The sequence below is a fragment of the Mycetocola miduiensis genome (assembly GCF_900115155.1).
GTDB lineage: Bacteria > Actinomycetota > Actinomycetes > Actinomycetales > Microbacteriaceae > Mycetocola_A > Mycetocola_A miduiensis.
Genome location: NZ_FOVM01000007.1, coordinates 74,224 through 92,837, shown reverse-complemented (window position 1 = coordinate 92,837; position 18,614 = coordinate 74,224). Strand labels below are relative to the sequence as shown.

Annotated in this window: 22 protein-coding genes, 1 tRNA gene and 1 other RNA gene; 15 read left to right on the top strand and 9 right to left on the bottom strand. The window is 64.0% G+C overall.

Going from position 1 to position 18,614, the window contains the following annotated elements; genetic code table 11:
* Positions 1 to 234: 234 nt before the first annotated feature.
* Together BM197_RS12155 and BM197_RS12150 are read left to right on the top strand one after the other, a co-directional pair.
* Positions 235 to 708, top strand: coding sequence for a peroxiredoxin (locus BM197_RS12155; RefSeq protein WP_090711886.1), 474 nt, complete (start codon positions 235 to 237; stop codon positions 706 to 708).
* A 35-nt stretch (positions 709 to 743) separates the two neighbouring features.
* Positions 744 to 816 (top strand) — tRNA-Val (locus tag BM197_RS12150).
* 129 nt (positions 817 to 945) lie between these two features.
* Here BM197_RS12150 and BM197_RS16340 read toward each other — a convergent pair.
* Positions 946 to 1,113, bottom strand: a complete 168-nt coding sequence (locus BM197_RS16340; protein ID WP_177216825.1) for a hypothetical protein — start codon at positions 1,111 to 1,113, stop codon at positions 946 to 948.
* Positions 1,114 to 1,320: 207 nt separating this feature from the next.
* Between BM197_RS16340 and BM197_RS12145 the strand changes: the two genes are divergently transcribed.
* From BM197_RS12145 to BM197_RS12120, 7 genes are all read left to right on the top strand, one after another.
* On the top strand, positions 1,321 to 1,860 hold the full coding sequence (locus BM197_RS12145) for a DUF2231 domain-containing protein (RefSeq protein ID WP_143095072.1): 540 nt from the start codon (positions 1,321 to 1,323) through the stop codon (positions 1,858 to 1,860).
* Between the two features lie 182 nt (positions 1,861 to 2,042).
* On the top strand, positions 2,043 to 2,240 hold the full coding sequence (locus BM197_RS12140) for a hypothetical protein (RefSeq protein WP_090711882.1): 198 nt from the start codon (positions 2,043 to 2,045) through the stop codon (positions 2,238 to 2,240).
* Between the two features lie 228 nt (positions 2,241 to 2,468).
* A complete protein-coding gene (locus BM197_RS16130) occupies positions 2,469 to 2,852 on the top strand; it encodes a hypothetical protein (protein WP_143095071.1) in 384 nt (127 codons plus the stop codon).
* Positions 2,837 to 3,394 (top strand): type 1 glutamine amidotransferase domain-containing protein, encoded by a 558-nt coding sequence (locus BM197_RS12135; protein ID WP_090711880.1) that lies wholly within the window; start codon positions 2,837 to 2,839, stop codon positions 3,392 to 3,394. Before BM197_RS16130 ends, BM197_RS12135 begins: the two co-directional genes overlap by 16 nt.
* Positions 3,395 to 3,438: 44 nt before the next feature.
* Positions 3,439 to 4,176 carry a TMEM175 family protein gene (locus BM197_RS12130; protein ID WP_245762522.1) on the top strand — a complete coding sequence of 246 codons (738 nt, stop codon included), beginning with the start codon at positions 3,439 to 3,441 and terminating at the stop codon, positions 4,174 to 4,176.
* Between the two features lie 267 nt (positions 4,177 to 4,443).
* Positions 4,444 to 5,463 (top strand): TerC family protein, encoded by a 1,020-nt coding sequence (locus tag BM197_RS12125; protein ID WP_090711878.1) that lies wholly within the window; start codon positions 4,444 to 4,446, stop codon positions 5,461 to 5,463.
* Positions 5,464 to 5,512: 49 nt separating this feature from the next.
* Complete coding sequence (locus tag BM197_RS12120) at positions 5,513 to 6,844, top strand: hemolysin family protein (RefSeq protein WP_090711876.1); 1,332 nt, start codon at positions 5,513 to 5,515, stop codon at positions 6,842 to 6,844.
* On the opposite strand, the gene BM197_RS16845 is transcribed toward BM197_RS12120, so the two are convergent.
* From BM197_RS16845 to BM197_RS12085, 6 genes are all read right to left on the bottom strand, one after another.
* Positions 6,790 to 7,008 (bottom strand): ATP-binding protein, encoded by a 219-nt coding sequence (locus BM197_RS16845; protein ID WP_143095070.1) that lies wholly within the window; start codon positions 7,006 to 7,008, stop codon positions 6,790 to 6,792. The two genes, BM197_RS12120 and BM197_RS16845, sit on opposite strands and share 55 nt — an antisense overlap.
* A gap of 29 nt (positions 7,009 to 7,037) precedes the next feature.
* Positions 7,038 to 7,304 (bottom strand): hypothetical protein, encoded by a 267-nt coding sequence (locus tag BM197_RS12115; RefSeq protein ID WP_090711874.1) that lies wholly within the window; start codon positions 7,302 to 7,304, stop codon positions 7,038 to 7,040.
* Entirely contained in the window at positions 7,301 to 7,732 is a 432-nt protein-coding gene (locus BM197_RS12110; RefSeq protein ID WP_090711871.1) for a VOC family protein, read from the bottom strand. The genes BM197_RS12115 and BM197_RS12110 overlap by 4 nt, the downstream gene beginning before the upstream one ends.
* Positions 7,733 to 8,636: 904 nt before the next feature.
* Positions 8,637 to 9,620: a trehalase-like domain-containing protein gene (locus tag BM197_RS12100; RefSeq protein ID WP_090711867.1), complete on the bottom strand. Its 984-nt coding sequence runs from the start codon at positions 9,618 to 9,620 to the stop codon at positions 8,637 to 8,639.
* Positions 9,621 to 9,638: 18 nt separating this feature from the next.
* Positions 9,639 to 11,036, bottom strand: coding sequence for an MFS transporter (locus BM197_RS12095; protein WP_245762521.1), 1,398 nt, complete (start codon positions 11,034 to 11,036; stop codon positions 9,639 to 9,641).
* A 256-nt stretch (positions 11,037 to 11,292) separates the two neighbouring features.
* Positions 11,293 to 12,306: a manganese catalase family protein gene (locus BM197_RS12085; RefSeq protein WP_090711861.1), complete on the bottom strand. Its 1,014-nt coding sequence runs from the start codon at positions 12,304 to 12,306 to the stop codon at positions 11,293 to 11,295.
* Between the two features lie 149 nt (positions 12,307 to 12,455).
* Here BM197_RS12085 and BM197_RS12080 point away from each other — a divergent pair, with 149 nt between their 5' ends.
* The 5 genes from BM197_RS12080 (at position 12,456) to rnpB (ending at position 16,707) form a co-directional block, all read left to right on the top strand.
* On the top strand, positions 12,456 to 12,821 hold the full coding sequence (locus BM197_RS12080; protein WP_090711859.1) for a hypothetical protein: 366 nt from the start codon (positions 12,456 to 12,458) through the stop codon (positions 12,819 to 12,821).
* 304 nt (positions 12,822 to 13,125) lie between these two features.
* Complete coding sequence (locus BM197_RS16335; protein ID WP_177216824.1) at positions 13,126 to 14,010, top strand: aggregation-promoting factor C-terminal-like domain-containing protein; 885 nt, start codon at positions 13,126 to 13,128, stop codon at positions 14,008 to 14,010.
* Positions 14,011 to 14,074: 64 nt separating this feature from the next.
* The gene (locus tag BM197_RS12070) at positions 14,075 to 14,893 is read left to right on the top strand and encodes a Nif3-like dinuclear metal center hexameric protein (protein WP_090711857.1); all 819 of its coding nucleotides are present in this window, start codon (positions 14,075 to 14,077) and stop codon (positions 14,891 to 14,893) included.
* A gap of 60 nt (positions 14,894 to 14,953) precedes the next feature.
* Positions 14,954 to 15,691 (top strand): zinc ribbon domain-containing protein, encoded by a 738-nt coding sequence (locus tag BM197_RS12065; RefSeq protein WP_090711855.1) that lies wholly within the window; start codon positions 14,954 to 14,956, stop codon positions 15,689 to 15,691.
* Positions 15,692 to 16,343: 652 nt separating this feature from the next.
* An RNA gene (rnpB, locus tag BM197_RS12060) (RNase P RNA component class A) lies at positions 16,344 to 16,707 on the top strand.
* A 19-nt stretch (positions 16,708 to 16,726) separates the two neighbouring features.
* Here rnpB and ppgK read toward each other — a convergent pair.
* A complete protein-coding gene (gene ppgK / locus BM197_RS12055) occupies positions 16,727 to 17,482 on the bottom strand; it encodes a polyphosphate--glucose phosphotransferase (RefSeq protein ID WP_090711853.1) in 756 nt (251 codons plus the stop codon).
* A 5-nt stretch (positions 17,483 to 17,487) separates the two neighbouring features.
* The gene (gene map / locus BM197_RS12050) at positions 17,488 to 18,372 is read right to left on the bottom strand and encodes a type I methionyl aminopeptidase (RefSeq protein ID WP_090711851.1); all 885 of its coding nucleotides are present in this window, start codon (positions 18,370 to 18,372) and stop codon (positions 17,488 to 17,490) included.
* Positions 18,373 to 18,407: 35 nt separating this feature from the next.
* Here map and BM197_RS12045 point away from each other — a divergent pair, with 35 nt between their 5' ends.
* The gene (locus tag BM197_RS12045; RefSeq protein ID WP_090711849.1) at positions 18,408 to 18,596 is read left to right on the top strand and encodes a hypothetical protein; all 189 of its coding nucleotides are present in this window, start codon (positions 18,408 to 18,410) and stop codon (positions 18,594 to 18,596) included.
* Positions 18,597 to 18,614: the final 18 nt, after the last annotated feature.

Here is an 18,614-nt window from a genome sequence, read left to right as displayed (position 1 = left end):
CGACCTTTCTGTATGGGCAGATCGTGCCTGATTCTCACGGTGCAAATTGTCAGTTGTGGTCGGGGTAAAGACCGAGCTGGCACCAGACTCAGCCTAGCGACTCGATCGGCCGATCGGCGACATCCAGCGCTCTGCCTTGGAACGCACGGGTTGGAGGTCTAGCATGTGGGTTTGCCCGATGCGCCGGACCCGGCGCCCCCGAATGCAGGCGACCCGCCTGAAAGGACGTTTCACATGGCCCTCGAGAATGACACTCGAGCCCCCGATTTCGAATTGCAGAACCAGTTCGGCGAACTCATCCAGCTCGGCAGTTTCCGTGGCAAACGCCCGGTTGCGCTGGTCTTCTTCCCGTTGGCCTTCTCGGGGAGGTGCACGAGTGAACTGTGCGAACTGCGCGACAACCTCGCTCTCTTCAAAGATGCCGGCGTTGAGCTGATCGGAATCTCAGTGGACTCCAAGTTCACGTTGCGGGCGTGGGCCGAGCAGGAGGGCTACGACTTCACCCTTCTCGCTGATTTCTGGCCGCACGGCCAGGTCAGCAAGGAGTATGGGGTGTTCCTCCCTGAGAACGGGTTTGCAAATCGGGCGACGTTCCTGATCGACACCGACGGAATCATCCGTGCAAGCTTCATCACGGCACCGGGCGAAGTGCGCCCGTTGGCTGCGTACCGGGCTGCGCTCGACGAGCTGCAACGCCAGCCTGTCTGACCCGTGTAACATGAACTGCTGCCTTCGGGCAGGAAGGGCCTTTAGCTCAGCTGGTAGAGCGCCACGTTTACACCGTGGATGTCATCGGTTCGATCCCGGTAGGGCCCACTTTCCTTAATGCACCCGAGCGTTGTCTAGGTGTGCGCACAATGACCAAATACCTCATCTCCTCCCGAGCGAAGACGTGCTGGTCGCCGAGCCGAGCTCCTACGAGGTCAATCGACGCCGCGAGCGTCACTACACGGCGTGGAGTTGGCCGACGAGGGTGATGATCAGAGACACGTGCTGTGTCGTATCGGGTGCGAAGACACGCGCCGTAGGCGTGCTTCCGGCTTCGTAGTAGAGGCTGACCGGCGCGGTCACATCGCTGAGGTCGGGGTGGCTCTTCGACACGAAGTACGTCACTCCGTTACCTTCCAACACGATGGTGTCGTGGGTCCGGCCGAGTTGGGCCGAAACACTCGTGACCAGCAGACGCGTGCCGACGGGAACTGTTGGAAACGTGAACTGGCACTGGCCGCCCGGGCACGTCGCCGAATTGGCGACGGCCGCCGTGGCCTGGTACGGGCGGGTCTCTGTACAGTCGCACAGCCTCGGCGTACCGTAACGATCATGGACGGATTGTCACTGCCACAACGTTTAGCCCGAGCCGTGGGCGAGAGTCGCGTCTCCGAGCGGGTGGCTGCCGCCCAAGAGTTCGTGTACCGGCCGATTCTCGACTGGGCACGGCGCAGCCCATTCCACACCAGCGTCCTTGGACACTCCATACATCCGCTCCTCACCGATCTGACCCTCGGGCCCTGGATCAGCGCTTCAATCCTCGACCTGACCGGTGGATCTCAGGCTCGTCGCGGGGCTACCCTCTTGGTTGGAGTTGGGCTGGCGGCAGCAATCCCGACCGCTATCGCAGGAGCCGGGGATTGGGCGGAATTGAAGGGCGTCGAGCGTCGAACCGGCGCGGTGCACGCACTAGGCGCCGACGCAGCCATCTTCCTTTTCCTCGGTTCCCTGATCTCGCGGAAGCTCGGCCGTTATACCCAAGGGACGATGCTCGGCCTGGCGGGGAACGCGATCGCGGCGGGAGCCGGCTTTTTGGGTGGGCACCTTGCGCTCAATCGCGGAACCGCCCGCCGGACCCCTCCCGGTGCCTGAGGAAGTACGACCACATTGGCGGGCGATCCGAACCACCGCGGGCTCGCATGAAAGATTTCACGTTCAGCACGGTTGGCAGGGTGTACCGGAGATGATGCAATGGAAACGTCAAGGCTCCACAAACGGCGGGACCGTCTGATTTCGTACCGGCGCCCACCGACCAACCGGGACTCAGGAGAACGATGATGATGACACCAGATGCAGGCAGTGCAAACTTCGGCGGGCCAAAAGAGCGCGAGGGCACGAAAGGCTATTCAGCGGATGATGTGCCCCTCCGCGACGGGCACGTCGAGGAGCCGGATTTGCCGACGCCTCAGGACGCTATCGAGGAAAGCGAGCAGACGGACGTCCCGTCGCCCGACACGGACAGCATGTCGTAGCACCAGCCGAGCAGCTTAGATACGTCCAGAAACGGGATCCCGTAGCGCGAACGCGCGTTGACGGTGTCCCATCGGCCCACATTCACCACCAATTCGAACCACATTGTCCTCCTGTCGTCTGCGTAGGTGAAGGCCCTACGTCCATCGGTTTCTCGTGCCTATGCTGAGCGCATGCAAGCTCGAGGGCGCCTCTCGCAGAGTCTCGCCCTCCGATCAGGAGGAGCGGAGATGGGCGTGAAGACAGCGGCGGCCTTCTCCCACTACGGCTACCCGCAGCCGTTGCAGCGGATCGCTGAGCTACTGGAGATCCGGCTGGATAGTGCGCCTGGCGACGTAGGATTCGAGCTTCACGCTCGCCTGCGCGAGGGCGCGGATGTCTCAGCCGTCGTCGGTGACCAGCCGCCTTCCAGCCGTAGAAGCAGGGTGCATACGCGGCGGCGTATGCCGGCAGGTGCCCACAAATCAGTTACGAGAACCGAGGTCACCCGTGGCATCCGTCATTGCACGCTGAAATCCATTCGTCCATCAGTATCGCTGAAAGGTAAGAAAATGAGAGCAGTTGTCTACGAAGAACGTCGCATCCATGGGAGCGTGACATGGCCGGCGAACTGAACGGTCGGCGAGTCGCGATCCTGGCGACCGATGGCGTCGAGCGGGTCGAGCTCGAGCAGCCACGACAGGCGTTGGACGAAGCTGGCGCACTGACCACCCTCGTCTCCATCAAGACCGGGGAAATCGCGGCACGCAACAATGACCTGGACGACGCCGGCACGTTCCCCGTGGATCGGAGCGTGCAGGATGTCGTCATCGACGATTTCGACGCGCTCCTACTCCCGGGTGGGACGGTCAACCCCGATAAACTCCGAATGGATTCCACCGCTGTCGCATTCGTACGCGACTTCGTCGACTCCGGCAAACCCGTTGCAGCCATCTGTCATGGACCGTGGACCTTGGCAGAAGCCGACCGGGTGCGAGGTCGCCGCATCACGTCGTGGCCCAGCGTCCGCACCGATCTCCGCAACGCCGGAGCGGATGTCGTCGACGAGATGGTGGTCACCGACGGCACGATCACTACGAGCCGATCGCCGGACGATCTCCCCGCATTCTGCGAACGAATAATTCAGGAGTTCGCGGAGAACAATCAGTCGAGCTGACACACCCAGACCCCATCGACGGGCGATCGCGTCTGACATCGCGCATGGTCGACGCGCTGGCAGAAGAAGGCGAGGGCAACATGCCAAAGCGGGGAGAGAAGGCAACGCGCTCGGACACCAGCCGTGCCGTGGCCTTCAGCGACGCTGTCATCGCGATCGTCATCACGCTCCTCGTACTTGACCTTAGACCGCGCGAGACCGAGCCCGGGAAACTGCTGGCCTCCCTGCTGGGGGAGTGGCCGACCTACCTGGCGTACGCAGCCTCGTACACCTACCTGGCCGTGATCTGGCTGAACCACAAGGCCGCCTTCAGCAGAATCCGGGAGATGGACCGGGGTCTGCAATGGGCCAATCTGGGAGTCCTGGCGACGCTTGCACTGGTCCCCTGGCCCACAGCAGTAATCGCCGAGACCGCCAGGACGGGCAATCTGGCCGACGAGCGAGTCGCCGTAGGGCTTTACGCGCTCGTTGGGGGACTGCTCTGCCTATCGTGGCTCGTGTTCTTCTCGCATTTGGCCCGGCACCCTGACCTCACTAAGGAGGAAGTAGATGATTCCTACTTCGCGCGCGAGCGCCCGCGTGCCCTCATAGGAGTCGTGCTCTACTTGGCGGCGGGAACAGCGGGTGTCCTTATCAACCCGCTGGTGGCGTCGGTGATCTTCTTGCTGTTGCCCGCCTTCTACGGTCTGACCAGCCACGGGTTCGACCAGTGGCCGGGTATTCTCGGCGGTCGCGACAACAAGGACAACGTAGGAAGCGACAGATCGCCGAGCGTCGACTGACCGTCGGCCTCATCTACCTCTAGGGGCCCACCGCGCACAGCATCGAGCCGCGATCCTCCTACTCAGGCTGCTCGCCGGCAACGCGCCATACGGGGATTTCTCAGGAACAGTTCACCGGGCTCCCGTAATATCTCTACTCCAAGGGGAGTACTCCGAAACGGCCGGCTCGTCACTACGGATGCGTTCGCATCCCGGGTCACCGGTCCCTCATCGCAGGGATGGAGAAGACTTTGGTGTCAATCAGTCACGCCTACTTCGGAGCCACCCTTGAACATCACCCCACTCGTCTGGGTCATCACCATTGCTGTCACGATCGCGTTCTTCGTGTACGAGTTCTTCGCGCACGTGCGCAAGCCGCATGAGCCGTCGATCGCCGAATCCGCCCGCTGGTCGGCCTTTTATATTGGACTCGCGCTCCTGTTCGGCATCGGGATCGGCGTCGTTTCGGGATGGACGTACGGCGGCGAGTACTTCGCTGGCTATCTGACCGAGAAGGCGCTGTCGATCGACAACCTGTTCGTCTTCCTTCTTGTGATGACGGGTTTCGCGGTGCCGAAGATCTACCAGCAGAAAGTGCTGATGATCGGCATTGTGATCGCGTTGATCCTCCGCGGGATCTTCATTGCCGTTGGCGCCACCCTTATTGCGAACTTCTCGTGGGTGTTCTACGTCTTTGGCGCGCTACTGCTGGTGCTGGCGTATCGCCAGGCTTTCGCGCACGGCGAGTCGAACCCTGCGAACGGCCGGTTTATGGGCTTCGTTCGGCGTCACCTCGCGGTTACTGACGAGTACCACGAAGATCGCCTCACAGTGCGCAAGAACGGCCGCCGCTTCGTCACCCCGATGCTGCTGACGATTATCGCCATCGGCTTCGTCGACGTCATCTTCGCCGTCGACTCGATCCCGGCGATCTACGGTCTGACCGACGAGGCGTACATCGTCTTCACCGCCAACGCATTCGCGCTGATGGGCCTGCGCCAGCTGTACTTCCTCATCGGCGGCGTGCTTGAGCGCCTGATTTACCTCGCGCAGGGGCTCGCAGTCATCCTCGCATTCATCGGTGTGAAGCTGGTGCTGCACGCCATGCACGTCAACGAGTTGCCGTTCATCAACGGCGGCGAGCCGATGCTCTGGGCACCCGAGATCCCCATCTGGTTCTCGCTGGTCTTCATCGGCACAACGATCGCCGTGGCGACGACCGCCAGCCTGCTGAAGACCCGTGGCGACCGCCGCGACGATGATGACCTCCTCCACCCGACCAACGAGACACAGAAAGAACTCTCTTGACGTGTCAGCGCTGTTCTAAGTCAGCCTCCGACCTCGAAAGTTCAGGCCGATGAGCGGCCTCCTCTGGAACATCGCCCTCGTCATTGTGTTCGTCCTGGTAGGCGGCGTCTTCGCTGCGACCGAGATGGCTCTGGTGACCCTGCGCGAGAGTCAGATCAACGCGATCGCCGCGCGTGGTCGCCGGGGTGCGAAGGTCGCTAGCCTCGCGCGCAACCCCAACACCTTCCTCTCCGCGGTGCAGATCGGCGTGACCGTCGCCGGCTTCGCTTCGGCCGCCTACGGGGCCACGTCGATCGCGCCTTCTGTCGCCCCGCTATTCGTAATGTGGGGCGCATCGGACGAACTCGCGCTCACGCTGGCGACACTCGTGCTGACGCTGATCATCGCCTACCTCTCGCTGGTGCTCGGCGAGCTCGTGCCGAAGCGCCTCGCCATCCAACGCAACGCCCAGTTCGCATACGCCGTCGCTCCGGTGCTCGACGGATTCGCAATCGTCATGCGCCCCGTTATCTGGCTGCTGTCCGTCTCGACTAACGCCCTCGTGCGCCTCTTGGGCGGCGACCCGCACAAGACTGCCGACGAGATGAGCGACGAGGAGGTCCGTGACATCGTGGCAACGCACCAGGGGTTGCCCGATGATGAGCGACGGATCCTCGACGACGTATTGTCCCTGCGTGGACGGCAGATCAGCGAGGTCATGAGACCGCGCCCCGAGGTCGTCGCCCTCGACGAAACTGCGACCCTCGCCGAGACAATCGTGCAAGTTCGCGAGCTGCCGTTCTCCCGTTATCCGGTCGTCGACAAGTCGATCGATGACATCACCGGGTTCGTCCACGTCCGCGACCTCTTCGAGACAGCCGCAGAAGACCCCGAGCGGTCCCTTCAACGGATCGCCCGTGCCATTCCCTATCTGCCGTCCACCGCGCGCGTCCTTCCGACTCTGACTCGGATGCGTGCCGACGGGCATCACATCGCAGTCGTCGTGGACGAACACGGCGGCACTGACGGGATCATCACGCTCGAAGACCTGCTCGAGGAGGTGGTCGGGGAGATCTTCGACGAATACGACACCGCCATCGAGCCCACTGTGGCAGGCGGCGTCGTGGACGGCCGGCTGAACCTGCAAGACTTCGAGGAGCTGACGGGACTGGCCATTCCCCGGGGATCTTCCGACACGATCGCCGGATTCATCACGGAGCATCTCGGGCGACTCGCGGTGGTCGGTGATGCCGTCGACGTACCAGGGGCCACAATCCAGGTCACCGCGCTGGAGCGCCGGCGCATCGCCGGAGTGCGAATCACGCCGCTGGTGGCCGAAGGTGATGATCAGGGCGACCAAAACGTGACTTCCAGCGATGCTGCCGACGCTCCGCTGACATGACTCAGCCGTCTATTGCGGTCGGCCACCCACGGCCGTTGTTGAGCCGGATCGATTACCGCCACCGACTGGTCAGCGACACGCAGCTGCTCAAACAAGGCGCGAGCGAGGGTGCTCTTCCCCGAGCCCGGTGAGCCGTGTAGCACCAGAACTTCAGCGTTCGGCATATCACACCATGCTATGACGAGGGCAGCCGCTATGAACGCGCTGCCTCAGCTGCTTCCGTCATCGCTCGATTTGCCTCTGCGCCGAGTTGATTCTCGGTCAGCAGTGCCTTCGCGGCGGCGAGGTCGGAGGCTGGGTCCGCTCCGGTACGCACTTTGAGTTCCGCGCGGTAGAGCAGCGCCTCGAACACGTCGATCGGCGGCGCGTCGGGATAGCGGATGAGTCCTGCGTCGAGGACCGCGATCGCTTGGGCGTCGTCACCGCGAGAATCCCCTTGTCGTGCGGCGACGTCGATCACTCGCCCCAGCCGGATCGTCGTTCCGTCGCCTCGTCCTCGGACGAGCCCTCCTTATAGAAACGGAGCCAGTTACCGCCAACGTCCACAACCGAGAACCCGGTCGCGGTGCCTGCCTTGCGCCGCGGGGGGAGCAGGCGCGGGATGCCCTTAACCGGAACCTTGCCAAAGCGTTCCCGCAGCCCCGCCCTGAACGCGTCGTGGCGCTCACCGGGCTCTGCGACGGTGATGATGGCGCTACCGTACGAGGTCGCCGGATCGAAGCCTTCCAAGGCGAACAAATGGATCGCGATGTCGTCCAACTCCACGACCGCGCAGGGATAAGGACGGCGCTGCTGGAAGCTGACGGTGAACCCAAGCGCGACGTAGAACGAGAGTGCATCGTCCAGGTCCGCGCATGGCAGCACGGGGTAGGTGCGTTCACCGGCCATTGGGTTCCCTCCCGCCGAGTAGTCAGAATTCTACCGGCGCAGGCGGTAGAGCCGTGGATATTGTCGATCGCTCGGCCACCGGGGTACCGGTACGGGCAGCGCCCCGTATCCTCCAAGGGACAAGCTCGTTACAGTTCTCGCAGCCGAGGATGATCTCACGTGGGCCGACGCCGATCAGTGAGGAGATGGTCATGGTCGACGAGTTGCTGACACTCAGCGCGCCACACGTGATCTGTCGTGCGCCGGGCGATGATGGCTGAACATCTGGGGCAGAGCAGTGCCCGGTTCCTGTTGGCGGTGATCGACGGCGGAGGGACCGTCCCGCCGGCTATCGGTCTCGCCGCCGAGTGGTGGCGACCATTCGCGAGTTCCCTGTGGATGCCGTCCTGGCGGATGGCTTGCCGGGAATTCTGATCGGGGCCCGGTCGACCGGCCTTACAACCGCCGCTTTGCTTGCACAGATCCACCTGCGGCCGACGCCGGGCCTGCCCCTGATGGGGAGCGGCTGGTCACCAGGCCCGGGGGTACTTCGCCGGACGAGGGACATGCTGGCCCCGAAGACCGTTTCGTGGCTCCTGGGCCGTACCCTGCCACGACTCAACGCCGTGGTGGCAAGCTACGGACAGCCGCCGCTGCACGACGTATTCGAGTTGTTCGACCGATGCACCAAGGTCCTGGTCATGACCAGTCCGTCGTTCGACTTGGTCGCTCCTCGACCGCCAGTTGCCGACCTCTTGGACGATCCTCACTATGCGGCAGCGCTCGCGATGTCGCACACATCCTTGCCCAGGAGGCCACCACGACGCCTAGCGCGGCTGATGAAGCTGAAGCCATGGTGCGAAGCTGACCGAGGCGGAACGTGCCGGGCGGCTGGGCATCCGTCCGACGAGCGAAGCGAGCGAGGTCACCGACGCCGTGCCCGCGCGGCATCCAGCCGCTCGTTGAGGGTGATGGCTGCGTCGATCAGTGCCAGGTGGGTGAACGCCTGCGGGAAGTTTCCAAGCTGCTCGCCGGTCAGCGCGATCTCCTCCGAGAAGAGGCCCAGGTGGTTGGCATAGGTGAGCATCTTCTCGAAGATCACACGAGCCTCATTGAGTCGGTCGGAACGGGCGAGTGCGTCGACATACAGGAAAGTGCAGAGCGAGAATGTCCCCTCCGAACCACGGAGCCCGTCGGGCGAGGCGCTCGGGTCGTACCGGTAGACGAGGCGGTCCGACACGAGTTCTGATGCGATCGCGGTGAGGGTGTCTTGCCACATCGGGTCGTGGGGCGACACGAAGCCCACCTGCGCCATTTTCAGGAGGGATGCGTCGAGCACGGGTTCGCGCATCTGCCCTTCGACGAGGGGAAGCGAGATATGAAGATCGTTCTCGTCGTCGGTCTTCCATGTCGCAAGGCGTTCGTCATCGCTGTCCAGGATCGGGCTGAGCGTCAACGTCGAATCGCCCGCCGTGTACGCCGCGCCCGCCTCGTTCAGAGTCAACTCGTGCGATAACCGCCCATAGTCGAAACGCGGTGCGATTTCGATGTCGAAGTGGAAAGTTCCGCGGACGCAGCGCAGGACCCGCACGAGGCGATGACGCTCGTCCGCAGCGTCTGAACTCACCGGCATGAAGTCGATGACCTCGCCCACTCCTTGCTCGGTGAGGAACCGGGTGATGAGAATCGCGGTGTCCGGGAAGTAGAGCTGCTTCTTCTCGTACGCGTCATCGTGCGGGTGCGCTCGAAAATAGCCGCCCTTTGCGTGGTCGAGGAGTGAGGCGAAGATGCTGGGTGAGTCGAAGCGGGGACTACAGAACCAGTCGATCGTGCCATCCGTCGACACGAGCGCCGACGTTTTCAAGTCGCCGATCAGGCCGTGCTCCGCGATCGGGGGGTATTCGTTCATGACGGTGATCCTTCTTTTTCAACGTTGATTCGCGGCGGCCGCTGTGCGGCCTGGCGCCTTCGAGCGGCCGGGCAGCAAACTTGCGACGACGATTCCCGCGACGGTGACCACCATGAGCGGCACCATCGCAAACAGATAGCCGTCTGCCGATGCGTCCGCGCGCAAGACGAGGAGCGTTTGGACGATCGCCGTTCCGAAACTCGAGCCGAGGTTCGAGATGCTGCGCGAGAGCCCGGAGATCTCGCTTTGCTCATCCTCGGGGAAGGCGGACTGCACCACGTTGACGCTGGGGGTGAGCGTGAGCCCGAGCCCCAACCCGACCGCCAGCAGGCCGGGTGCGAACGCCCAGGCGCCTGGTACCGCTGCAACGATGAGAAGGAGAACCAGGCCGATGGCCGTGATGAGGAACCCCGCCATGATCAGCGAACGCTGTGCGAACCGACGGACCAACCTGCTGACCGACAGCGACGACACCAGGATTCCGACGGTCGTGGCGCTGAAGATGACCCCGGTCTCGATCGCGTTGTAGCCGCGGACCGCCTGCAGAAGGCTCGCCACCAGCATGGAGACCCCCATCAGCAGCAACCATTGGAAGTTCTGCGTCACCAGCCCCAGGTTCGAGACGCGGTTGTGGAAGAGCGCGGTCGAGAGCAACGGCTCCCGGCCCTTCCGTTGCAGGCGGCGCACCCACCAGAAGAACACAGTGATGACACCGGCGCCGGCCACCATCAGGCCGAACGACAGGAAGACATTGTTGTCGAGGGCAAGGATGCCGATCACGAACAGGATCAGCCCGAGTGCCGAGAGGACGGCACCGATCACGTCAAAGGGCCGACCCGGTTCGCGGGGGAGCGGATCCTTCAAGCGCGCGGCGAAAATCAGGATGATCACGATAATCAGCGACTGGAACAAGAAGGCTGCTCGCCAGCTGAGCGTGTCGGTGATCCATCCGCCGATCAGGGGACCCGTCGCAGCGCCGACTCCGCCGGCAGCGCTGACGATCCCGAACACGCGAACCCGCTCGGCCAGACCCGTCCAGTACATCGTGACGAGGATGTAGACCGGCGGGATGAGCAGGGCGGTCCCTGCACCCTCCAGAACCGAGTTGCCCAGTATGAGAACGCCGAGGCCCGGTGACACCGCGCTGATCACGGCTCCGACTCCGTAGACCGCGAGCCCGAGCATGAAGCAGGTCTTCCGCCCGAGCTGGACGGTCAGCTTGCCAAACGGAATCATCAGTGCCGCCATCACGAGCAGGAAGAGCGTGATGGAACTCTGGATGCCCTGAATGGTCGTGTTGAGATCGTGGCTCATGTCGTTGAGCATGACGTTCATGTTCGAACCGGCGAACGAACAGATGAACTGCGCGAGCGCGAGCGGCGCCAACGTCCATCCGGTGGCGGCGGTAGTTCGCACGTCGGTTGGCGGTGACACCGGGCCCTACCGAACGCCGGCGTGCCAGGCGATGAACAGTCCGGACAGCGTGGCCGTGCCGATGGGATCCATGGTGGTGTTCCGTTCACATCGTGGGAGTGAACTGAAGCTTGCGCCCGGTTCGGGGGACGGTCCTCACCCGGACCGGATGATTATCGGCGGACGCCTGTCGAACGACCGTGATGGTGCGGAGGCGCCGCGGGTCGCCGGCACCGGCCGATGACCCGCGGCATCCGGTTCACTGAGATGTCTTCTCGCCCTTGGCGCCGGTCGATGCCGCATCCACCGACGAGACGACGCCGGATTTCACGGGCCCGAACATGGCATCCACGTCGGCAAGTTCCATGTCGGCCGTCGCCTGGATGAGCGCGAGCAGCTCGGGATCGAGGCCTGGTGAGAATTCTTCGAACCGCTCAGGTGCGATCGTCAGCGGCGCGCCTGCTGGCGCCTGCTCGCTGGCATCCAGCGTGGTGCCGTCGTTCGATGGGGACATGCCCTGGAAGATCTTGCCCGCCTCGGAATGCCCGGTCAGGTCGAACGTGTACTGCTTGCTCTGCAGGCCCAGGTCGAGGAGTTTCTTCACCTCAGGGAACTTCTCGGCGTTGGTCTTCGGAATCGGCAGGACGGTGTTCCACTTCACCCCGAGGCTCTCGAGCGCTTTCGCGTACGCGTTTTCGTGGGCCTGATCCCTCACGATGAGGTACGAAATCGTCGATCGCGCGGTCTTGTTGTCGGTCATCTCGTAGATCCGGCACTTCTGCAGCCGACCGGTCGACTCGAGCATGAGGTTGTAAAGCAGGTCAAGCACGAGATTGCCGGAGTTGTAGACATAGCTGCCGAGCCAGGGGTTTCCGGCCGCGTCGACCGGCAGGGCTCCCTGAGCCGCGACGAGATAGTGGTGGATGTTGCCCGTGTCGAGCGCGATGTTCAGCGGCGTTGCTCCGTCGGATCCCGGCTTGTCCAGCGGATCTTCCGGTTTGCCCTGGTACCTGGGTGACCCGTCTAGCAACCGGGAGATCGTCGTCCCGATCAGCTCAACGTGGCTGATCTCCTCGGTCCCGATGCCCTGCAGGAGATCCCGATACGGTTTGCCCGCCGGGCCCCGAAAGTTCATGGCCTGGAACAGATACTGCATCATCGTGCGCATCTCACCGAACTGACCACCAAGCCCCTCTTGTAGTGCGTTCGCGGCCGCCGGGTCCGGCTCGTCCTGGGTAATCTCGTGAATCAGCTGTTGCACGTGGAAATACATGGTGCCCTCCCCAATCTCATGGACGACGGATGCCGACCGGCTTCGACTCTCCGCCTGTCGCCTTCCTGCCGGAAAGCACTAGACCGGCCGCAGCCCCGGTTATTAGACTTAGCGGCCGCTTCCAGGCGCATCGCTTACGATTGATCGAGATGATTACTCGACGAGAAGCCGCCCTCCGCCTGGACATTCCGCTGGAAATGGCCGTGCGCCACGGCATCCCCGGGCGACTCTCCGTCGAGGAGGTTTCGGAGCTGAACGAAAACCCGCCAGCCTGGCTCGCTCAATCGCGGGCGAATCGCACCGGCAAGAAGCCGGTGTGGGTGCAACTGACCTGTGACATCTGCGGATTCACAGAATCCGTGCGTCCCAAGAAGTGGTGGCCTGAATTCGCCTACCTGAGTTGCGAACACCACGGTTCGGACGAACTGCCTGAGCCCCAACCCGGGCGCGTTCGCACGGAAGTTGACGGCATCGGCAGTCGCTTCATCGGTGTCGTTGACGAGCTCCCGTCCTGACCGGGGACCGAGCCACACACATGGGTTTCACAGGTTCGGTTCATATTCCTCACAGAAACATGCAGGAGCATAGGTTGCTTCAGCCGCTGGCGCAGATCCAATCGCGCTGGCGTGCAGCCGGCTCCTGCCGCTGTGACTCCCGACATTGACCGTCACCCCATGTAGCCGCTGAGCACGTGCAGGTTTTGCCCGCGTGTTTGCGATGGTAGAAGTTTCTCGCCCGTTGACCCCTGAATTTTCGGCACACTTCACCGAGGCTTTGCTTCCGCATGTGCTGAACCGCGGGGCACCACAACGGAGACCCATGCTCAACCTTGCACAGAAACCCACTCCCGCGTCGCGAAAAGAAGCGCGCACCTCAAAGAAGCCCAACCGGGCGCCGATGATTGTCGCCCTGGCTGCCGCTGGAATCCTCGCGGCATCCGGCATCACCGTTCAGGCGAACTCCGCCAATGCCGAGTCCGGAGCAACCCTCTCCGGCTCCCTCACCGGCATTGCGACCACGCTCGACGGCACAACGAAGAAGGTCGCTGAGGCCAAAGCCGAGAAAGCTGAAGCCCACCAGCTGGCCGAAGCCACCATCGCCGATGCGAACGCCGTCGCCGCCGCCGCGCAAGACAAGGTGGACACCGCGCCGCTGACGGCGTCCGTGGCCTCCCTCTCCGGGTACAAGACGCTGAAGCCCGCTACTGTGACCGCCCTTGCCTCTATCACTGACGGTGCGAAGCAGCGAGTTCAGGCCGCAGTCGCCGAGGCTGACCGAATCGCCGCCGAGCAGGCTGCTGCCGCTGCGGCCGCAAAGGCCGCTGCCGAAGCCGCCGCCAAGGCGGCAGCCGAAGCAGCCGAAGCCGCCGCCGCCGAACAGCGCGCCAGCGCAAACACCGGCGACGGTGCCCGCGCTGTCGCCGCGCAGATGGCGTCGTCCCGGTACGGCTGGGGTTCAGGCGAGTTCAACTGCCTCAACAAGCTCTGGCAGAAAGAGTCCGGCTGGTCGTACACCGCGTACAACGCGTCGAGCGGCGCCACCGGCATCCCGCAGGCACTTCCCGGAAGCAAGATGGCAAGCGCCGGTTCCGACTGGAAGACCAACGCCGCCACCCAGATCGCGTGGGGCCTTGACTACATCGACCGTGCCTACGGCAGCCCCTGCGCCGCCTGGTCGCACTCACAGGCAAAGAACTGGTACTGATCCAGTCCGACTGACCGATCCGCCTGCCGGCATGTTCCGGCAGGCGGATCGCTAGGCTTAAGGGGTGTCTTACTCCCTCGCTGACGTGTCCGTGGCCGTCGAGAAACTCTGGCCGATCTCCGGGGCGGAAGGGTGGGATGCCTCAGGGCTGATCGCCGGACATCCCGACGACGAGATCTCCCGCATCCTCCTCGCCGTGGACGCTGTCGACGTTGTCGTCAAGGAAGCACTGGCGACCAGCACCGACCTCCTTCTCGTCCACCACCCGCTTCTGCTTCGCGGAGTCACGAGCATCGCGGCCGACCGGTACAAAGGTTCCGTCCTGACAGCGCTCATCCGCGGGCGATGTGCGCTGCTCGCCGCGCACACCAACGCCGATGTCGTCGACGAGGGCACGTCAGGAATCTTCGCTCAGCTGCTCGGCCTGCAACAGGTCGAGGTTCTGGTTCCGAATGCCGACGGGTCGACAGGGATCGGCCGTGTCGGGATGCTGGCCGAACCGACAACGCTTGGCCACCTCGCGCACCGGATTGGGCAGGTACTCCCCGCAACGGCGACCGGAGTCCGGGTCGCCGGCGACTACGACCGGATTGTCGAGCGCATCGCCCTGTGCGGGGGAGCGGGCGATTCACTGCTCGGCGAGGCCGGAGTGCGATCTGCCGACGTTTACATCACCAGCGACCTGCGGCATCATCCGGCATCGGAGTCGATCGAGCAGTCGCGGGTCGCGGGGGGCCCAGCGCTCATCGACGTCTCCCACTGGGCCAGCGAATGGCTGTGGCTCGACCGCGCCGCTGAGCAGCTCGGGAAGCTCCTGCCCGATCTGGACATCGCGGTCAGTGACCTGCGCACCGACCCGTGGGATTTCGTTGTGACCCAGTAATCTGGCAGGACACCCGCAGCACGACTCAGCACCACGCAGCACAACTCAGAGAGAACCCACGTGAAATCCAGCCTCGCCGAGCAGAAGAAACTGCTCGAACTGCAGACCATCGATGCAGGTCTCGTCCGTGTCGCCCACCGTGAGAAGAGCCTCCCCGAGTCGGCGGAATACGCCCAGGTGTCGGCAGAGCGCACAGCACTGAGCGGACGGCTTGCCTCTGAGCTCGGAGCACTCGAAGACGCGAAGACCGAACTGGGACGCCTCGAATCGGATGCCGCGGTGGTCGAAGCACGGATCGCCCGCGATACCGAGCGGGTGAACCACACCTCATCGGTGAAGGACGTGACGGCGTTGGAGAGCGAACTCGAGTCGCTCCGTCGACGCAAGAACAATCTCGAAGACATGGAGATCGTGGTGATGGAACGGGTTGAGGAGGCCGAAGGGCAGCTGGCCTCCACTCAGGCGATCGACACGGAACTCCAGGCCAAGCTCACCGACATCGCCGCCCGGCGCAAGGCTGCGCTCGATTCCCTGTCGCAGGAGCGCGCGACCTTCACCGCCCAGCGCGGCGTGCTCGAGGACTCGGTGGCCGGCGACCTTCTCGCGCTCTACGAGAAGGTCCGTACCCGCAGCGGAACGGGCGCCGCGCTCTTCCGTGCCGGCACCTGCGGAGCCTGCACCATCACCCTCACCGGCAACGAACTCCAGAAGGTCCGGGCGGCGGAAATCGACGACGTCATCCAGTGCCCGGAGTGCTCCGCGATCATGGTTCGCACGGAGGAGTCCGGCCTCTGGTGAGCGTCGGTGCAGGGCGCGGGGCGTAGGTCCGCGCGAACTCACCCGCTTCGGTCGGGCACATTCACCCCGGCGGGTGTTTCCGTCCGGAACGCGTGAACCGGTGCCGGTGCCGCTGTCTCGGAGCCGCTGCCGCCAGGGAGATCCGTCGGGCCATGAGGCTGGGGGTCCCGGGCGCCACGACGCGCGAACTCACCCGCCTCGGTCGTGGACACTCACCGCGGCGGGTGTTTCCGACCGAAACGCGTGAACCGGTGCCATTGCCGCAGTCCCGGAGCATCCGGCGCGACTGCATCCGGCGCGACAGCATCCGTTCGCGACAGCATCCGTTCGCGACTGCATCCGTTCGCGACAGCATCCGTTCGCGACAGCATCCGTCCGCGACAGCATCCGTCCGCGACAGCATCCGTCCGCGACAGCATCCGTCCGCGACAGCATCCGTCCGCGACAGCATCCGTCGCGGCAGGTGTCGATCGGCCCCAAATGGTCGTTCACCCTATCGATCGGTCCCGAATGGCAACTCGAGCCGACGATGGACCACCTTTTCGGCCCGATCGAAGGGGTGTCGCGGCCGTCACTCAACCGATGCCGCGCACCCGCAGGGCGCGAACTCACGTACTGCGGATGCGGGCGCCCGGTAAGCTGGACGTGTGAATGGGTCGGCAAGACGGCCGCGTCGCCAGTAATGGCGCCGAGGAACGTCCGGGCTCCGCAGAGCAGGGCGGTGGGTAACACCCACCCGGGGTAACCCGCGAGACAGTGCAACAGAAAGTAGACCGCCCGGCGCGCAAGCGCCAGGTAAGGGTGAAACGGTGGTGTAAGAGACCACCAGCGGCCGGGGTGACCCGGCCGGCTCGGTAAACCTCGCCCGGAGCAAGGTCAGACAGAGGACTATGGGGCTGCTCGTCCCGTCCTCGGGTAGACCGCTGGAAGGCTGCGGTAACGCAGTCTCGAGAGAGATGGTCGTCCAAGGTGCGCAAGCACCTGAACAGAACCCGGCGTATCAGCCGGCCCATTCACCCTCTCACCCGGCGAGGCTTAGCTCAGCGGCGGGATCGTCCGCACCGCGAGTGCCGCTGCACCGAGGATGCCGGCGTTGTTGCGGTGCACGGCCGGCACGATGGGCGCGGTGAGCTTGAGACGCGGCAGGAAATGCTCGTGCTTCTTCGAGATACCGCCGCCAACGACGAACAGGTCGGGGGAGAGGTAAGCCTCGAGGGCGGAGTAGAACTTCTGCAACCGTGCAGCCCAGTCCGCCCAGGACAGGTCCTCGCGCTCGCGGGCGGCGTTCGACGCCCGCTTCTCGATGTCGTGCCCGTCGATCTCGAGGTGCCCGAACTCGGCGTTGGGCACGAGAACCCCGTTGTGGAGGAGCGCGGTGCCGATCCCGGTGCCGAGCGTCGTCATGATCGCCAGCCCGTCGACCCCGCGAGCAGCACCGAAGGATGCCTCCGCGTAGCCGGCCGCGTCGGCGTCGTTCACGAAGGTGATGTCGCGGCCGAGTGCGTCTTCGAAGTAGTCCTCGGCTGCCAGCCCGATCCACAATTTCGAGACGTTGGCAGCCGAAAGGGTGATCCCGCGCTTGACGACAGCCGGGAAGCACACGCCGACCGGAACATCCGGATCATTCACCTTCAGCTGATCCACCAGCTTTACCGTCTCTTGGATGATGCCTTCGGGGGTTCCGCCCTTGGGCGTCGGGATCTTGATCCGGTCGCTCAGCAGCTCACCGGTCGAGAGGTCGACGACAGCGCCTTTGATTCCGGTCCCACCGATGTCGATCCCGACTGCCATGCCGCTCACGCCGCCATTCCCGTCGACGGGAGAGTGAGGATGTCGGCACCGCGTTCGGTGACTACGAGGGTGTGCTCGAATTGTGCAGTCATGCTCTTGTCCTTCGTCGTCACGGTCCAGTTGTCTTCCCACATGTCCCACTCGTGCGTGCCGAGGGTGAGCATAGGTTCTATGGTGAAGACCATACCGACCTCCATCACGGTGTCGTACTGGGGAGCGGAGTCGTAGTGGGGGATGATCAGCCCCGAGTGGAACGCCTCACCGACGCCGTGGCCGGTGAAGTCCCGGATGACGCCGTAACCGAAGCGTTTCGCGTATGACTCGATCGCCCGGCCTATGACGTTTACCTGGCGACCGGGGGCGACGGCTTTGATTCCGCGGCGAAGGGATTCCTCGGTGCGCTCCACCAGCAGTCGTACGTCTTCGGTCGGCTCCCCGGCGACGAAAGTGCGGTTGCTGTCACCGTGGACGCCGTCGACGAACGCGGTGATGTCGATGTTGACGATGTCGCCGTCCTCGAGAACAGTGTTGTCGGGGATCCCGTGGCAGACGACTTCGTTGACCGAACTGCACAGCGACTTCGAGAAGCCGCGGTAGCCCAGGGTCGACGGATACGCGTTGTTCTCGACCAGATACCGGTGCCCGATCTCGTCGAGTTCATCGGTTGTGATTCCCGGCCGTACGTTCTCACCGACCAGCGCGATGGCATCCGCGGCGATGCGACCGGCACGGCGGATGCGCTCGACGGCCTCGGGGGAGTAGACGTCAGAACCGGTAAACGGGCGCGGTGCGCTCTTGCCGACATACTCGGGGCGGGGGATGCCGGGGGGCACATTTCGCAGGGCAGTTTGAGCGCCGGGAATCAGATGTCCGTTGCGGTCCTTAGGCATAGGATCAAGCTTAGCCATCAGCGAAGGGACATCTCATGTCTGAGGATCCGTCGAAGCAGTACTGGTACAACATGAAGACCGGTGCCGTCGAGCGTGGGTACGAATCACCGGCCGTCGACCGGGCCGGTCCGTTCGCCACCGCGGAAGAAGCAGCGCACGCACCCGAGCGTCTCCGTGAACGAGCCGCAGCCTGGGCGGCCGAAGAGGCCGCCGACGACCGCTAGTCCGCACGCACGAACGGA

Excerpts from the sequence above, each read along its gene's own strand:
- BM197_RS12155 (WP_090711886.1), top strand. The coding sequence starts at position 235 with ATGGCCCTCGAGAATGACACTCGAGCCCCCGATTTCGAATTGCAGAAC.
- BM197_RS12145 (WP_143095072.1), top strand. The coding sequence starts at position 1,321 with ATGGACGGATTGTCACTGCCACAACGTTTAGCCCGAGCCGTGGGCGAG.
- BM197_RS12140 (WP_090711882.1), top strand. The coding sequence starts at position 2,043 with ATGATGATGACACCAGATGCAGGCAGTGCAAACTTCGGCGGGCCAAAA.
- BM197_RS16130 (WP_143095071.1), top strand. The coding sequence starts at position 2,469 with ATGGGCGTGAAGACAGCGGCGGCCTTCTCCCACTACGGCTACCCGCAG.
- BM197_RS12135 (WP_090711880.1), top strand. The coding sequence starts at position 2,837 with ATGGCCGGCGAACTGAACGGTCGGCGAGTCGCGATCCTGGCGACCGAT.
- BM197_RS12130 (WP_245762522.1), top strand. The coding sequence starts at position 3,439 with ATGGTCGACGCGCTGGCAGAAGAAGGCGAGGGCAACATGCCAAAGCGG.
- BM197_RS12120 (WP_090711876.1), top strand. The coding sequence starts at position 5,513 with ATGAGCGGCCTCCTCTGGAACATCGCCCTCGTCATTGTGTTCGTCCTG.
- BM197_RS16845 (WP_143095070.1), bottom strand. The coding sequence starts at position 7,008 with ATGCCGAACGCTGAAGTTCTGGTGCTACACGGCTCACCGGGCTCGGGG.
- BM197_RS12110 (WP_090711871.1), bottom strand. The coding sequence starts at position 7,732 with ATGGCCGGTGAACGCACCTACCCCGTGCTGCCATGCGCGGACCTGGAC.
- BM197_RS12100 (WP_090711867.1), bottom strand. The coding sequence starts at position 9,620 with ATGAACGAATACCCCCCGATCGCGGAGCACGGCCTGATCGGCGACTTG.
- BM197_RS12085 (WP_090711861.1), bottom strand. The coding sequence starts at position 12,306 with ATGTATTTCCACGTGCAACAGCTGATTCACGAGATTACCCAGGACGAG.
- BM197_RS12080 (WP_090711859.1), top strand. The coding sequence starts at position 12,456 with ATGATTACTCGACGAGAAGCCGCCCTCCGCCTGGACATTCCGCTGGAA.
- BM197_RS16335 (WP_177216824.1), top strand. The coding sequence starts at position 13,126 with ATGCTCAACCTTGCACAGAAACCCACTCCCGCGTCGCGAAAAGAAGCG.
- ppgK (WP_090711853.1), bottom strand. The coding sequence starts at position 17,482 with ATGGCAGTCGGGATCGACATCGGTGGGACCGGAATCAAAGGCGCTGTC.
- map (WP_090711851.1), bottom strand. The coding sequence starts at position 18,372 with ATGCCTAAGGACCGCAACGGACATCTGATTCCCGGCGCTCAAACTGCC.
- BM197_RS12045 (WP_090711849.1), top strand. The coding sequence starts at position 18,408 with ATGTCTGAGGATCCGTCGAAGCAGTACTGGTACAACATGAAGACCGGT.